Source organism: Faecalibacillus sp., from assembly GCF_047023275.1.
In the GTDB taxonomy this organism is placed as follows: Bacteria; Bacillota_I; Bacilli_A; order Erysipelotrichales; family Coprobacillaceae; genus Faecalibacillus.
In genome coordinates, this window is record NZ_JBKYAR010000001.1 from 1 (window position 1) to 15678 (window position 15678).

Annotated in this window: 18 protein-coding genes; all 18 read right to left on the reverse strand. The window is 31.2% G+C overall.

Features of this window, described 5'->3' with window-relative positions; genetic code table 11:
- Nucleotides 1–52: 52 nt before the first annotated feature.
- Nucleotides 53–1063, reverse strand: coding sequence for an aldo/keto reductase (locus tag ACLVEP_RS00005; RefSeq protein WP_227392027.1), 1011 nt, complete (start codon nt 1061–1063; stop codon nt 53–55).
- A gap of 22 nt (nt 1064–1085) precedes the next feature.
- A complete protein-coding gene (locus ACLVEP_RS00010; RefSeq protein ID WP_412582072.1) occupies nt 1086–2309 on the reverse strand; it encodes an N-acetylmuramoyl-L-alanine amidase in 1224 nt (407 codons plus the stop codon).
- A 60-nt stretch (nt 2310–2369) separates the two neighbouring features.
- Nucleotides 2370–2768 carry an ATP synthase F1 subunit epsilon gene (gene atpC / locus ACLVEP_RS00015; RefSeq protein ID WP_318000034.1) on the reverse strand — a complete coding sequence of 133 codons (399 nt, stop codon included), beginning with the start codon at nt 2766–2768 and terminating at the stop codon, nt 2370–2372.
- On the reverse strand, nt 2761–4164 hold the full coding sequence (gene atpD, locus ACLVEP_RS00020) for a F0F1 ATP synthase subunit beta (protein WP_318000033.1): 1404 nt from the start codon (nt 4162–4164) through the stop codon (nt 2761–2763). The genes atpC and atpD overlap by 8 nt, the downstream gene beginning before the upstream one ends.
- A 10-nt stretch (nt 4165–4174) precedes the next feature.
- Entirely contained in the window at nt 4175–5029 is an 855-nt protein-coding gene (gene atpG, locus ACLVEP_RS00025) for an ATP synthase F1 subunit gamma (protein WP_318000032.1), read from the reverse strand.
- Complete coding sequence (atpA, locus tag ACLVEP_RS00030) at nt 5029–6552, reverse strand: F0F1 ATP synthase subunit alpha (protein ID WP_412582073.1); 1524 nt, start codon at nt 6550–6552, stop codon at nt 5029–5031. Before atpA ends, atpG begins: the two co-directional genes overlap by 1 nt.
- 9 nt (nt 6553–6561) lie before the next feature.
- On the reverse strand, nt 6562–7095 hold the full coding sequence (locus ACLVEP_RS00035) for a F0F1 ATP synthase subunit delta (RefSeq protein ID WP_412582074.1): 534 nt from the start codon (nt 7093–7095) through the stop codon (nt 6562–6564).
- Nucleotides 7095–7595, reverse strand: a complete 501-nt coding sequence (atpF, locus tag ACLVEP_RS00040) for a F0F1 ATP synthase subunit B (RefSeq protein ID WP_412582075.1) — start codon at nt 7593–7595, stop codon at nt 7095–7097. Before atpF ends, ACLVEP_RS00035 begins: the two co-directional genes overlap by 1 nt.
- Nucleotides 7596–7626: 31 nt before the next feature.
- A complete protein-coding gene (atpE, locus tag ACLVEP_RS00045; protein ID WP_022001942.1) occupies nt 7627–7851 on the reverse strand; it encodes an ATP synthase F0 subunit C in 225 nt (74 codons plus the stop codon).
- Between the two features lie 67 nt (nt 7852–7918).
- Nucleotides 7919–8587 (reverse strand): F0F1 ATP synthase subunit A, encoded by a 669-nt coding sequence (locus tag ACLVEP_RS00050; RefSeq protein WP_412582076.1) that lies wholly within the window; start codon nt 8585–8587, stop codon nt 7919–7921.
- On the reverse strand, nt 8584–8949 hold the full coding sequence (locus ACLVEP_RS00055) for a hypothetical protein (protein ID WP_412582077.1): 366 nt from the start codon (nt 8947–8949) through the stop codon (nt 8584–8586). The genes ACLVEP_RS00050 and ACLVEP_RS00055 overlap by 4 nt, the downstream gene beginning before the upstream one ends.
- Nucleotides 8946–9158, reverse strand: coding sequence for a hypothetical protein (locus ACLVEP_RS00060; RefSeq protein ID WP_412582078.1), 213 nt, complete (start codon nt 9156–9158; stop codon nt 8946–8948). The genes ACLVEP_RS00055 and ACLVEP_RS00060 overlap by 4 nt, the downstream gene beginning before the upstream one ends.
- Complete coding sequence (upp, locus tag ACLVEP_RS00065) at nt 9142–9768, reverse strand: uracil phosphoribosyltransferase (RefSeq protein WP_412582079.1); 627 nt, start codon at nt 9766–9768, stop codon at nt 9142–9144. The genes ACLVEP_RS00060 and upp overlap by 17 nt, the downstream gene beginning before the upstream one ends.
- A gap of 9 nt (nt 9769–9777) precedes the next feature.
- On the reverse strand, nt 9778–11016 hold the full coding sequence (gene glyA / locus ACLVEP_RS00070; RefSeq protein WP_032090887.1) for a serine hydroxymethyltransferase: 1239 nt from the start codon (nt 11014–11016) through the stop codon (nt 9778–9780).
- A 7-nt stretch (nt 11017–11023) separates the two neighbouring features.
- The gene (gene rpiB, locus ACLVEP_RS00075; RefSeq protein ID WP_032090888.1) at nt 11024–11464 is read right to left on the reverse strand and encodes a ribose 5-phosphate isomerase B; all 441 of its coding nucleotides are present in this window, start codon (nt 11462–11464) and stop codon (nt 11024–11026) included.
- The gene (locus ACLVEP_RS00080; RefSeq protein WP_318000352.1) at nt 11461–12063 is read right to left on the reverse strand and encodes an L-threonylcarbamoyladenylate synthase; all 603 of its coding nucleotides are present in this window, start codon (nt 12061–12063) and stop codon (nt 11461–11463) included. Before ACLVEP_RS00080 ends, rpiB begins: the two co-directional genes overlap by 4 nt.
- 334 nt (nt 12064–12397) lie before the next feature.
- The gene (locus ACLVEP_RS00085) at nt 12398–13921 is read right to left on the reverse strand and encodes an ATP-binding protein (protein ID WP_320096963.1); all 1524 of its coding nucleotides are present in this window, start codon (nt 13919–13921) and stop codon (nt 12398–12400) included.
- 172 nt (nt 13922–14093) lie between these two features.
- Complete coding sequence (locus ACLVEP_RS00090; protein WP_412582080.1) at nt 14094–15674, reverse strand: hypothetical protein; 1581 nt, start codon at nt 15672–15674, stop codon at nt 14094–14096.
- Nucleotides 15675–15678 lie beyond the last annotated feature (4 nt).

Sequence of the window (15678 nt, forward strand, 5' to 3'; positions counted from 1 at the left end):
AGTTAGACTGACATTATTAGGTGTCATTACCAACATTTATCTTGAGTTAGGCTTATTTTAAAAATGTTTTGTAATCTTCATAATTTTTCTTTAATAATTCTGGTGTATTTAAATGATATGGACAATGTTGTTTACATTTTCCACAGTTTAAGCATTCTTCAATTTTTTTCATTTCTGCTTGCCAGTGATCATTGAGCCAACTTGCTGCTGGTGCTCTTCTTAACATTAAAGACATTCTAGCACATTGATTAATTTGAATACCTTTAGGACAAGGCATACAATAACCACATCCTCTACAGAAATCTCCTGCTAATTCTTTTCGATCGTGCGCAATTAAATCTTGAATTTCTTGTGTAAGTTCTGGTGCTTTTGTTTGATATGAAATAAATTCATCTAATTCACTTTCTTTTTGAATTCCCCAAATTGGTAATACATTATCAAATTGTGCTAAATATGCATAAGCTGCATCAGAACGATTAATAAGACCTCCCGATAAAGCTTTCATACAAATAAATCCAATATTATTTTCTTTACATTTATTAACTAAATCGATATCTTTTTGATCTGCTAAATAACTAAATGGAAATTGAATTGTATCATATAAACCACTTTCACAAGCTTCTATCGCTACTGGTAAACGATGATTTGTAAGCCCAATAAAATGTATCTTTCCTTGTGCTTTTGCTTCTAACATAGCTTCATAAAGTCCTGTTCCATCTCCTGGCTTTGGACAAAATGAAGGATTATGAAATTGATAAATATCAATATAATCTGTTTTTAAATTATTTAAACTTGTTTCTAAATCTTTCCAAAAACCCTCTACTGTTGTAGAACCCGTTTTAGTTGCAATATAAATATCTTTTCTAACATCACTTAATGCATTTCCTAGTTTTTCTTCACTATCACTATACCATCTTGCACTATCAAAAAAACGAATTCCTTGATCATAAGCCTTTCTTAAAATTGTTGTCGCATCTTCTCCTGTTACACGTTGAATTGGTAATGCACCAAATCCATTACGATTAACAGTAATGCCTGTTCTTCCCAATGTAACTTTTTCCATTCCTTTTTCCTCTTTCCTTTACTTAACTTAAATATTCGCCAATTCCATTTACAATTCCTTGAACTATCTTGTTTTGATACTCCTCACTAGAAAGTAATCTATCTTCACCCGGATTTGATAAAAATCCCATTTCTACAATTGTGACAGGTACTTTTGACCAATTCAATCCTGTCATGTTATCAACAATTGAAACACCCCTATTTCTAGAACCTGTCACCTTACAAATATTGTTCACAATACTTTTTGATAACGCTTGTGATTGAGAAGCAATACTTGCACAATACTTATTTGAAGTTGATGGTGCCAAAGTAAGTGTCCCTGTAGGTGAAGATGATTCACTTGAATCACAATGTAAACGAATAAAAGCATCTGCCTGTGCCTCATTAGCCATTTTAGCTCTTTGAGCATTTGAAATATCTACATTTTGTGATGTACGACACATAACTACTGTATATCCTTGTTTTGATAAAGCTGCTTGTAATTTCAATGCAACCTCTAAATTAATTTGTGATTCTGTTTTTCCTGTCACACAGCCTGTTGCTCCTGATGTGACTTTGGCTTTCATTGTAGACGATCCTGGTCCATTAGGTTCTAATGAACTATTTCCTCTTCCTTGATGCCCTGCATCAATACAAACTATTTTTCCTCCACCATAATAAATTTTAGCTGCTGGTAATTGTGGCTTAGCTTGAATATGTACAGTAATTGTTTTTTCTGTTTGGTTTCCAGAACTATCTTTAGCTATTGCCTTCATTTGATAATCTCCTGCTTTATTGATATCTAATGAAGACATGTCGTATTGTAAATCAACATTGCTTAAATCTGTTGCTTTAATTGTTTGATTAAAATCATAATTTTCTGTACCTTCTACAAATGAAACTTCATTTGTTTCATTAAAGACAGGTGGTGTTGTATCTTTAACAACTACTTTCTTTTTTAATTTTTGATCTTGATATTTGATATTTATTGTATATTTACCTATTGCTGGATAATCTTTTTGATCTTCTTTTTTTATATTATCTGTTATTTTTGTTTCTTTTTTTATTTCTTTCAATTGATCTTTATCTATATCTTTTGTTTGAATAAGATCATCAAATGAATATTGAACTGTATTTCCATATTCTACAACTATATCCTTTTTATTTTTTAAAGATAATTCTATTTTTTCTTCTCTTGTAAAATAGAAAATACCTCCAATGATTATCACAATAACAATCCCAATAATTCCTATAAGCCTTTTTTTCATACTTCCATTTTCTCCTTAAAACCATTATACAAAAAAAAGAGAAGAATGGAAATTTCTTCTCTATAAACCTTTGACATGAATACGTGTAATTGCACGTTGCAATGCAGCTTGTGCTCTTAACATATCTATTTCATCGTTTTGTATTTTAAGTCTTTCTTCAGCTCTTCTTTTTGCTTCTTGTGCCCTATTTAAATCAATTTCATCTTGTGATTCAATTGCATTAGCAATTAAAGTTGTTTCTGTTTCATTTACATAAACGAAACCACCAGCAACAGAAAAATAAGTTCTATTGCCATCAATAATATAATTCATTTGAGACACTTTCACACCACTTGCAAGTGGAATATGATGAGCTAAAATACCTATTTGTCCAGCAGTTGTATCAAGATTTATCTGATCAATTTCCACTTCTTGGTAAATACCTTGAGGTGTAATGATTTTTAGCTTAAATTTAGTCATTTTCGATTTGTTTAGCCTTTTCTACAGCTTCTTGAATAGTACCAACATTATGGAATGCTTGTTCAGGTAATTGATCCCATTTACCTTCAAGAATTTCTTTAAATCCTTGAACAGTATCTTCTACACGGACATATTTTCCATCTAACCCAGTAAATTGACTAGCTACTGTAAATGGTTGTGATAAGAAGTTACGTACACGTCTTGCACGTGCAACGATTAATTTATCTTCATCACCTAATTCATCCATACCAAGAATTGCGATAATATCTTGTAATTCTTGATAACGTTGTAAGATTTGTTGAACACCATGAGCAACTTCATAATGATCTTTACCTACAACTAATGGATCTAAGGCTCTTGATGAAGAGTTAAGTGGATCTACTGCAGGGTAAATACCTAAAGCAGCGATTGAACGATCCAAGACGATTTTAGCATCCAAGTGAGCAAATGTTGTTGCTGGTGCAGGGTCAGTTAAGTCATCGGCTGGTACATAGACCGCTTGTACTGATGTAATTGATCCTTTTTTAGTTGATGTAATACGTTCTTGTAAAGCACCCATTTCAGTTGCTAGAGTTGGTTGATATCCTGCTTGTGATGGTACACGTCCAAGTAAGGCAGAAACTTCTGAACCTGCTTGTGTGAAACGGAAGATGTTATCAATGAATAATAACACGTCTTGACCTTGTCCATCACGGAATTGTTCAGCCATTGTCAAACCAGTTAAGGCAACACGTAAACGTGCTCCAGGTGGTTCGTTCATTTGTCCAAAGACAAGTGATGTTTTAGATAAAACGCCACTTTCTTTCATTTCATAGTATAAATCGTTACCTTCACGGCTACGTTCTCCAACACCGGCGAATACTGATAACCCACCATGTTGTGTTGCGATATTGTTAATAAATTCTTGGATTAATACTGTTTTACCTACTCCGGCACCACCGAATAACCCAATTTTACCACCTTTGATAAAAGGACAAATTAAGTCTACAACTTTAATTCCTGTTTCAAAGATTTCTGTAGTTGTCATTTGTTCTGCATAAGTTGGTGCAGATCTATGGATTGGCATTCTTGTAACATCTTCACTTAATGCCCCTTTACCATCAATTGGTTCACCTAAGACATTGAACATACGTCCTAACGTTTCATTTCCTACTGGAACTGAAATTGGGTGACCTGTATCAACAGCATCCATTCCTCTTACTACCCCATCAGTTGGACCCATGGCGATACATCTTACTGCATCATCTCCAATATGTTGAGCAACTTCTACAACTAATTCTTCTTCACCATTTTGAATACGAATGGCTGTATTTAATCGAGGTAATTTATCTTCGCCATCAAATGCAATATCAATAACTGGCCCACGGGCACTAATTATTTTCCCAATATTTGCCATATTGACCTCCTTATTGCGCATTAGCTCCAGCAACAATTTCACTAACTTCATTAGTAATTGCTGTTTGACGAGCTTGATTGTATTTTAATAATAATTGTTCTGTTAATTCTTCTGCGTTATCTGTAGCATTTTCCATTGAAGTTCTACGTGACGCATTTTCACTTGTCACACTTTCAACAAGATAACCATAAACGACAGCTTGTAAATACATTGGTATTAAACTATCTAAAACTTCTTCAGGACTTGGTTCAAAAACAGTAAATTTATTAGTAATTTCAATGTTTTCAAACTCATTTGTATCAATTGGTAAAAGTGTTACTGTACGTGGTTTAAATGTTAAGTTATTAACAAATTCAGTATAAATAATTTTAATACTTCCTACTTCTTTATTAATATAAAGATCTGTAACACTTTTTACTAATTTAGTTACTTCATCAAAAGCTAATGTCGAATTTAATGAAGCAAAATCAGTATTGATTGGTCCTTGATGAGTTCTACGGAAATAATTTGTTCCTTTACTTCCAATTGAGTAAACATAATCTTCATCTTTAATTTGTTGACTAATTTCTTTAAAGACATTGGCATTATATCCACCACATAATCCTAAACTTGAAGAAATAACAATATAAACATCTTTATCTACTTTATTTTCAGCGAGATAGGCAGAATCTTTTAACCCTTTATTAGAAGCTAAAATTTCTGCACATGTTTGTCTAACACCTTGATAATAAGGTTTTAATTCATCAAGTTGATTTCTTGTTTTACGAAGTTTAGATGTCGCAACTAATTCCATTGCTTTTGTAATCTTTTTAGTAGATTCAACGGATTTAATACGACGCTTAATTTCTTGCATTGATCCAGGCATTAGTTAGCCCCTTGAGTTTTTAAGAATTGATCAACATAAGCGCCTGTTGCTTCTTTCATCTTCGCTTCTAATTCATTTGAAATCACTTTTTGAGTTTCTATTTCAGTAATAAATTCAGGATGAGACATTTGAATATTTTCTACTAAGCCATCCATAAATTCTTTTACTTTTTCTACAGCTATTTGTTTTGTATAACCATATTTTAATGCAAATAAAGTAATGACTTGTGTTGGCACACTACGTGGTGAGTATTGTGCTTGTTTTAATACTTCACGTACTTTTGCCCCATGATCCAATGTTGCTTTAGTAGCAGCATCTAAGTCAGAACCAAATTGTGCGAAAGCTTGCATTTCTGCATATTGAGCAAGTTCAAGTTTTAATGAACCAGATACTTGTTTCATCGCTTTAATTTGTGCAGTAGAACCTACACGTGATACAGATAATCCTGTATCTACAGCTGGTCTAAATCCAGAGTTGAACAATTCTTGTTGTAAGAAGATTTGTCCATCAGTAATTGAAATAACGTTTGTTGGAATATATGCTGAAATATCCCCAGCTTGTGTTTCAATGATTGGTAAAGCAGTAATTGATCCTCCACCATTTTCTTCATTTAAACGGCAAGCACGTTCAAGTAATCTTGAATGTAAATAGAAGACATCCCCTGGATAAGCTTCACGTCCTGGTGGTCTTTTTAATAATAACGACATTGTACGATAAGCTACCGCATGTTTAGATAAATCATCATAAACAATTAAAACATCTTTTCCTTCATCTAACCAATGTTCAGCAATTGCACATCCAGCATATGGTGCAATATATTGAATTGGTGCAAGTTCACTCGCTCCGGCAGAAACAACACATGTATAATCCATTGCTCCACCTTGACGTAATTTTTCAACAACTTGTGCAACTGTTGAGTTCTTTTGTCCAATAGCAACATAAACACAATAAATGTTTTGTCCTTTTTGGTTTAAAATTGTATCAATAGCAATTGCAGTTTTACCTGTTTGACGGTCACCGATAATTAACTCACGTTGACCTCTACCGATAGGAATGATTGCATCAATTGATGTGATCCCTGTTTGTAAAGGTTGATCAACTGATTTTCTTGTCATTACCCCACTAGCAACACGTTCGATTGGTTTAGTTTTACCAGTATTGATTTCACCTTGACCATCGATTGCTTGTCCTAATGGATTAACAACTCTTCCTAACATTTCATCCCCAACAGGGACTTCAATAATTCTTCCAGTACGTTTAACTTCGTCTCCTTCTTTAATCGTACTTTCAGATCCAAGTAGTACGGCTCCTACACTATCTTCATCTAAGTTCATGACCATTCCATAAACATCATTTGGGAAAAGTAATAATTCACCTAACATTGCGTTATCCAAACCATGAATTACACTTACACCATCACCAACAGTCATAACTGTTCCGACATCTTTTTGTTCAATGATATCGTCATAATGCTTAATTTGTTCTTTAATTAAAGCACTAATTTCATTTGGTCTAAGCCCCACTATTTCCACCTACTTTCTTAATAGTTCTTTTTTAAGCATTTCTACTTTATTTTTGATTGTTCCATCATAAATACGATTAGATATTTGAACTTTAATACCACCTAATAATGATGGATCAATAGATACTTTTAAAGTAACCTTTTTATTTTCTCTTTGACTGATTGCTTTTTCTATATCTTGAATTTGTTGATCAGTTAATTCATAAGGTGTATAGATTGTACCTTCTTCTATACCTAAATATTGATTTGATAAATTAATATAAGATTTAACAATATCATCAATATAACGAATTCTTCTTGATTGCACTAATAGTTTTAAGAAATTTAAAACATATTGATCAACATTCCCTTTAAATGATTGATCCAATAATTGAACCTTTTTATCATTTCCAATAAGAACGTGATTAAAGAATTGAACAATTTGAGGATCACTATCAAGAACCTCTCCAACTAATTTGATGTCATCAAGATATTGAGTGACTTTATTTTCTTCTTTCGCTAAATCAAATAAAGATTCAGCATATCTATCGCCAACAACACTCATTAGTTAACCACATCATCAACAAATTCTTCTACTAAGCCTTTGTTGATTTCTTCATTCATTTCTTTGTTCATGACTTTAGTTGCAACCTCAATAGCAACATCCACAATTTCTTGTTTCATATCTGCTTGAGCTTGTTTCTTTTCTGTTTCAATTTCTTTTTGTGCTTGTTCAATTTTAGCTCTTGCTTCTTCGTTTGCTTGGTCAATAATTTGTTGTTTCACTTTTTGACCATCATCTTTTGCTTGATCAAGAATTTCACGATATTTACTAGCTGCTTCACGTGCTTCTTTTTCAGCAGTTTGTAAATGAGCAGAAGCTTTTTCGTTCATTTCTTTTGCATCATTAATAGTAGATTCTATGTAATCTGCTCTTTTAGCAAAATATTCCATGACATTTTTCCATAAAAACTTCTTAAAAATAAGTAACAAAACTCCTGTAGATAATAATTGAACAATCAGTGTTGTAAGATTAGGGAATAATTTTCCTGCTATATCTGGCATCTTTATTCCTCCTTTGTCAGATTTTCAATTATTAATATACGAATAATAAGATTAAAGAAACTAATAAACCATAGATGGCAACTGTTTCTGATAAGGCAATCCCTAAGATCATCATAGTACGGATTTTACCTTCAGCTTCTGGGTTTCTACCAACAGCTTCTACGGCTTTACTAGCAGCAATCCCTTCACCAATCCCTGTTCCTAAACCTGCACATACAGCAAGACCTGCTGCAATAGCAATTAAACCTTTTACCATAATTTTTTTCCTCCTAAAAAATAGTTCATTTTTCATTTATATCTTAACTAGCAAGCTAGTAAAGAACTTAATCTGGATTTTCCATCATTATCAAGATAGATGATAATGTAACAAATACCAATGTTTGAATGCATCCTGCAAAGACATCAAAATAACAATGTAACCAAGGAGCAATCACTGGTCCTAAAAAGTTAAAGTTGATCAATAACCCTGAAATATAACCTGTTAATTGATAAACTAAATACATAAGGATCGATCCACTTAAAATATTCCCAAATAAACGCATTGATAACGAAATCAATGGCGAAAGAATACTTAATAAGTTTGTTGGTGGCCATACAGCACCCCAAATGTAGGATAATAATCCTTGTTTTTTGATTGCATTAAACTGAATTAAACAGAATGTAATTGTTGTTAATGCAAGAGTAATAGAATAATTTGAAGTTGGTGCTTCAAATCCTAATAATCCACTTAAGTTGGCAATGATCAAATATGCAAAGAGCATTGCAAAGTATGGATAATAGTTCTTTTCAAATTTCTTTGGCATGATACTTTTTAAATAGTCGTAAATCATTTTAACACCTGTTTCAACAACTAAAACAACACCTTTAGGTCTTGCTGTTGGATCAGCAGCTGCAAATTTCTTTCCGGCATAAATAAAGAAGATAGCCATCACCACCATAATAATCAATGAAAAGATTAATTCTACTTGTAAAGAATCTAAGAAGTTACTCACCCTTTCACCCCCTTCATTTGATAACTTACAATATATATGGTTATTTTAATGACCATATATCCAAAAAGAACACCGATAAGATTAAACCATTTTGGAATAAAAATAGCAATTAAAAAACCAATCGCATAAATTGCAAGTTTGATGATATTTAATAAGATAATTAAACTTGTGGATTTTTTTAAGTTTAATATCATATCAGACGTGATAATGATAACATAAAAAATTGCAAGATTAAATAAATATCCAAGCAAAAAACCTAGCGGATAACTGATAGATTTCATCACTAAACCAACAATTGAAAAAATGATAAAACCTATTAAAAAAATAAAAAATGATTTCTTAAAAACTAACTTTTCATTCATGATTTTCCACCTTTTAATAATGTTCTCATCACTTCTATAAACGCTAAAACAAGAAATACTAGCGTCATAAGAGGTCTAGTCAGTAATATACTATCCAAATATAAACCCAATATGACGCCAGCTATTAAAGTTCCAAATATTTTTCCTGATAACGTCAATGCATAAAGCAAATCTTTAAAAAGTTTCTCTTTATTATTCATTTGTTCCAAACAAACGATCTCCGGCATCTCCAAGTCCAGGAACAATATAACCATGCTCATTTAATTTTTCATCTAATGCTGCAAGTGTAATATCAACATCAGGATGTGCTTCTTGAATCGCTTTAACTCCTTCTGGTGCCCCTACTAAACAAACAAGCTTAATTTTTTTAGCTCCTCTTTGTTTAATATTTTCAATTGCCATATTAGCACTTCCACCAGTTGCTAGCATTGGATCTAAAACAATGACTAAAGCATCTTCTAGACCTTTTGGAAATTTAGCATAATATTCACGTGGAATTAAAGTTTCTTCATCTCTTTCCATTCCAATATGTCCAACTTTAGCTGTTGGAATAATATCTCTAAAACCATCAACTAAACCAATTCCTGCACGTAAAATAGGTGCTAAGATAATTTGTTGATCCATTTCTTTTCCCACCATTGGACAAACAGGTGTTTCAATTGCTTTATCTTTTAATGAAACATTGCGTGTTACTTCAAATGCCATAAGTTTAGCAATTTCATCTAAATTTTGTTTAAAGATATAAGTTGAAGTATTTTTATCACGCATAATTGTTAATTTATGCTTAATTAAAGCATGATCTAATATTGTTACTGACATAATTGCCTCCTAGATATATTTAATATTTGAATACATTGTGACCTTTTCAGTAAGTTTAGCTACTCGTTTTAAACATTCTTCTTTAATTTCATCAGTTTCTTCATTTTTTAAACGATACGCAATAATTCTAGCAACTTCTTCAAAGTCTTCTTCTTTGAATCCTTTTGTTGTCATTGCTGGTGTTCCAATACGAATTCCTGAAGCTTTGAATGGTTTTTCTGTATCAAAAGGAATTGCATTTTTATTAGCTGTAATATTGATTTCATCAAGTAAACGTTGTGCTTTTTTACCAGAAATACCACAACTTGCTTTAACATCAACAAGTAATAAGTGGTTATCTGTTCCTCCAGCAACCAATCTGAACCCTTCTTCTTTAAAGACTTTTTCCATTGCTTTAGCATTTTTGATAATTTGTTTTGCATAGTCTTTAAATTCTGGTTGTTGTACTTCATAGAAACATTGTGCTTTAGCAGCGATAATATGCATTAATGGTCCACCTTGCATACCTGGGAAAACTGCACGATCAATATCTGCAGCAAATTCTTTTTTACACATGATGACACCACCACGAGGCCCTCTTAATGTTTTATGTGTTGTTGTTGTCACAATGTCAGCATATGGAAATGGTGATGGATGAACGCCAGCAGCTACAAGTCCAGCGATATGAGCCATATCTACCATAAATAATGCGCCATTATCATGAGCAACTTTAGCCATAAATTCAAAATCAATAATTCTACTATAAGCACTTGCTCCAGCAACAACTAATTTTGGTTTAATTTCTTCTACTTGTTTTTTATAAGCTTCATAATCAATTGTTTCTGTTTCTTTTGAAACACCATAGCTATAAAATTCATAGTTAATTCCTGAAAAGTTCAATGGATGTCCATGTGTTAAATGTCCTCCATCAGCAAGTGACATACCTAACACTTTATCTCCATGTTGTAATAAAGCTAAATAAACTGCAGTATTAGCTTGTGCCCCACTATGTGGTTGAACATTGGCATGTTCTGCCCCATAGATTTCACAAATTCTTTGTCTTGCAAGTTCTTCAACTTCATCAACAAATTGACATCCCCCATAATATCTTTTTGCTGGATATCCTTCAGCATATTTATTTGTAAGAACTGATCCAGCTAATTGTAATACTTCTTCAGAAACAAAGTTTTCTGAAGCAATCAATTCAATGTTATTTCTTTGTCTATTTAATTCTCTTTCAACACTTTCAAATAATTGTGTATCTTTCATAATTTTATTACTCCTTTTCTAAAGCCATCATTTTTTGAATTCTTGCATCATGTCTTCCGCCTTCATATTCGCTTTCAAGCCATGCATGTAAGATTTCTAAAGCTAAGCCTTCCCCTATAACACGTTGCCCCATTGCTAACATGTTTGAATCATTATGTTGACGTGTTGCTTTTGCACTAAATACGTCATGACATAACGAACAACGAATTCCGTTTACTTTATTGGCAGTAATACTTACACCAATTCCAGTTCCACATACGACAACCCCCTTGTCGCACGTTCCATCAGCAACTGCTTTTGCTGCTTTAGAAGCATAATCTGGGTAATCACAGCTTTCTTCTGTGTATGTACCAAAATCTACAACTTCATAACCATTTTTTTCTAAATCTTCTTTTAATACATTTTTTAATCTGAGACCACCATGGTCACATGCCATTGCAATTTTCACTTCAATACCTCCCTGATTTTTTCTTCACTAATACAACCTTGACGTAATATTGTTACATCATCATCAATTTTTACCACCGTACTTGCTAGAGTATTTTGACATTTTCCTTTGACGATCATCTTTAGTTTCCCATTAAATTCATGATACACATCTAAATCATTTAAAAGTGTCTCTTGACCTGAAATATTAGCACTTGTTACTAACATTGGTCCTACTCTTTTCAATAATTCTAATACAAATGGATCATCAGGTATTCGTATACCTATTGTTTCTAATCCAGCTGTAAAATCATCCGATAAAATTGATTTCTTTTTTAAAACAAGGGTTATCATTCCCGGCATAAATTCATCAATCAATTTTTGAGCATTCGCACTTACATAAGCATATTTTTCTATATCTCGAGGATCATAAATCATCAAAGATACTGCTTTACTATGACTTCTATGTTTAATTTCATAGATTTTCTCAAGTGCCGAAAGATTTCCAAATTTCACACCTAAACCAAAAACAGTCTCGGTAGGAAAAGCCACAACCTCATCTTGCTTTAATAATTCAACAACCTCGTTTATGTTCTTTTTTTCTACCAAAACTGTTTCCATGATTCCACCTCATTTTGTGATATTATACTATTTTATCAATTAAAATGATACCCTTATCCCTTGATATTTATCTCTTTCAATAGAATATTTATCATCATAACAAACAATTTTCCCACTATTTCTCTTATTTTCCCTGAATAAACAAAAAACATTTTCCATCATATAAAATAACAATGAAATCTCTATACAAATAAATTTAAAAAAAGAAATTCACTACCGACACACATTAAACGAGAACCTGAGCAAATATTAAAAAACACATCTATTTGTTCTCAGTTTAATAAATAGAGATTTTACTTGTGTTTAGAAAGGAGGCATTTTAAAAACAACTCTGTTAATCGGAGTTGTTTTTAAGTCTATATCTTCTATTTGTATTTGTACCAATAGCTTCGAGTGAATCCATTTGCGAAAGAATCTTTCTAGTTCTAGCAGGGCTAAGTTCTAAATATTTAGCAATTTCATTTGTTTTCGATTCTCCATTTTCTTGTAAATATTTTTCTATTTTCAACATATTTATTCTTGTTTTATTCCCAATTTTATTTTCTTCGCTTGTTTTCTTCGATTGTTTTCTTCGATTGTTTTCTTCGCTTGTTTTCTTCGCCGGTTTTTCTTTACCGATCTTATTTATAAATTCAAGCGTTAAAGTTGTTCTATCAGGGTCAAACTTTTCCTCAATAACAGGTTCTTTCCATCCTTGATCATTCCAGGTATCAAAAATATTTGGAACACCACTTCCAGAACGTTCTCCAATATTTATTAAATTAAACATTTTCATAAGTGTTTTATTTCGAGGATCAGATTCTCCACCTCTTCTCATTTGTTCCTTACCAGTTCTAATATATCCAGGGTTTTCAAAAACAATTCTATCTTGATCTTTTTTTATAACAACACCTCTTGTGCCATAATAATCCGCATTAATCAAACAATTAGCTAACGCTTCTCGAAGAGCTTTATGAACAGGAGTATCATCTATACGATCTCCACCTTTCATCAAAAAAGGAACCTTTACATCTTTAATAATTTTATTATAAACTCTAAAATAAAAGTCACAAATATTTCCAGACCACTCTCCTGAACTTGATTGTAAACGATCCGTCCAACGTATTGTTGGATCTAATACTTCTCTATAATCTAAAAAATAATCCGGAAAATGACGTACAATGTTGTATTCATCGCCAAACATCAGCATTCCTGCTGCTGTAGGATGCAATTGATGATCTTCTTTTGAAATGGCCGCTGCACCAATACTTCTTAAATATTCATCATTATTTAATCTTTCAAAAGGATGTCCTGCTTTTAATACTTGATGTCTATTTCTATACCCTTGTATTGTTTCATAGTTCAAATCCTTCAAAGGAACATCATCTAATACTTCCATGTCCATTGTTTTTTCTGCTTGGTCACGTAACATCGTTTTAACTTGCAAACGTGTACAATGATAATCACCATCATGATTTCTTCTATATGTTCCATTAAATAAGTTATTATTAATGTAAACTGGCTTTTCTTCTCTTCTAGCCATTGGAACACAAATAACAACAATTCTATCATCTTTTTCTTTATAAACAGTTACGTCATCATCTTTTAGTAAATTAATATTTACTTTTTGTCTATTATTAACATCATTCCAAAATTGTTTTATAAGTTTTTGACAATTTTCATCATTTAATCCAGAAGTTGACCAAGATCCATCTTTATTTTCTATAACACCTAAAATTATAACACCACCATAACCATTCGCAAAAGCAGAATACGTTTCCCAAACTGAGTTTGGTAACCCATTTTTAGCACTTTTTACTTCTCTGCGATTATCTTCTTTATAAGAATTAAATTCACTTAAATCAAATAGTTTTTCCAAATTAGTACTCCTTTCTTTTTAGTTTTATCATACATAATATATGTTCATATATTGTATAGATTATACTATTTTTATATTAAAAATACAGCTTGATTTTTTACATATAAATAAAAAAATCCAACTACTTTAGTTGGACTCTATTAGTTATATTTAAATAACCTAATTAAAAACTTTATATAAGTATCTTTATGATACAAATAAGTGCAATGACAACAACCATAAACCTAAAAGTATCCATTTCAATAATCATGCTTACTTTTTTAGGAATGCTTTTAACGATTCTTATATTACGAAATGAATCAATCATTTCATTTGTCATATCCATTAACCCTTTTGCACAATAAGGAATCAATAAAACAAAATATGTAATTGTATATTGTGATTTAGCTTCCCAAAATAAATGAAAAATAAATCCTCCAATAAAAATTGTTGGTAACAATAATCGATGTAACTTCATATGTCTACCTGTAAAATAAATATAAGCAAGAGTTCCTAGTAAAATAAGCGTTTCATAAACATTATATATTTGATACCACAATTCACTTTGAATATAAAAACTACTATGCCTTGTTACCCATGTCCCTTGAAAATCAGGATTACACCATTGCGAAACTGTTTTTCTATACAGAAAATCAAAGAAATCACTTGGATGTGTTAAATAATTTATTAATGTATTTTTTAAATCATTTTTTACTTGTGTATTAGCAACCTCATAATCACCATTATTATTTTCATAGACACTCCAGTTATATCCATTGAACCATCCTGGAGCTACATCACTATCTTGTAAACCCATTTCTACATAAGCAATCATTGGTATTCCTTTACCAAGTTCAATTCCTGTTATATTTTTAATAATTGTATTAGGAATCATCGAAGATGCAAAATAGGCAGGTACAAATAAAATTAATAAAATAATAGATGTATATTTTTTATTTAAAATAATATCAAATAAAATGAAAATAACCATTGCTACAAAGACAATCATATAATTTGATTTAAACATCATCGCAAAGATAATTGAGATAATAGATAATAAAATATATTTGATTTTACCTGTTTCAAAATATTGATATCCTGCTAGAATTGCTAGTAATGAAAAAGCATGTCCAAAGATATTTCCATAAACAAAGGCTATATAAAATGTTAAAGGAAAAAATATAAAGAGTAAAATCAATGTCCAATTTTTTAATTCATCATTATGAAAACTGATTTGTGATATTTTACATAAACAATAATAACTAATTAATAAACCAATAATATTAAGTACTTGAAAAGCTTGATAGTTATTTTCTCCAAATATAAATGACAAATAATAAAGAATAACAACAATTCCTGCTTGATTAGAACATTTTCCAACATAACCCATTGGTGTAAAATAACTATAATTTCCACTTTTTAATCCTGCAGCTGCTTCTAAGATATTCGCTTGATCAGCAACCGGTACAAAATCAAACTTAAAAATCATAAATACACCAACAATCAATAATATCAAACTCAAGATAATAAATATTCTACTAAAATAATAAGTATCTTGAGTTCTATAATGTTTTCTAACAAAATAAACAAAAAACACAATAACAATAAACCATCCTAATAAATAAAATGGTCTATCTGCTACAATTGTCGTATGTTCATCCCAACTTAAATAAGCGTTATTAAATAAACTTAAAAATGTAAGTAATAATGTTATAACTGCAAAGAAGCCTAATACTACATTCTTACCCAATTTCTTTAATTTTGAATCAAACACATCA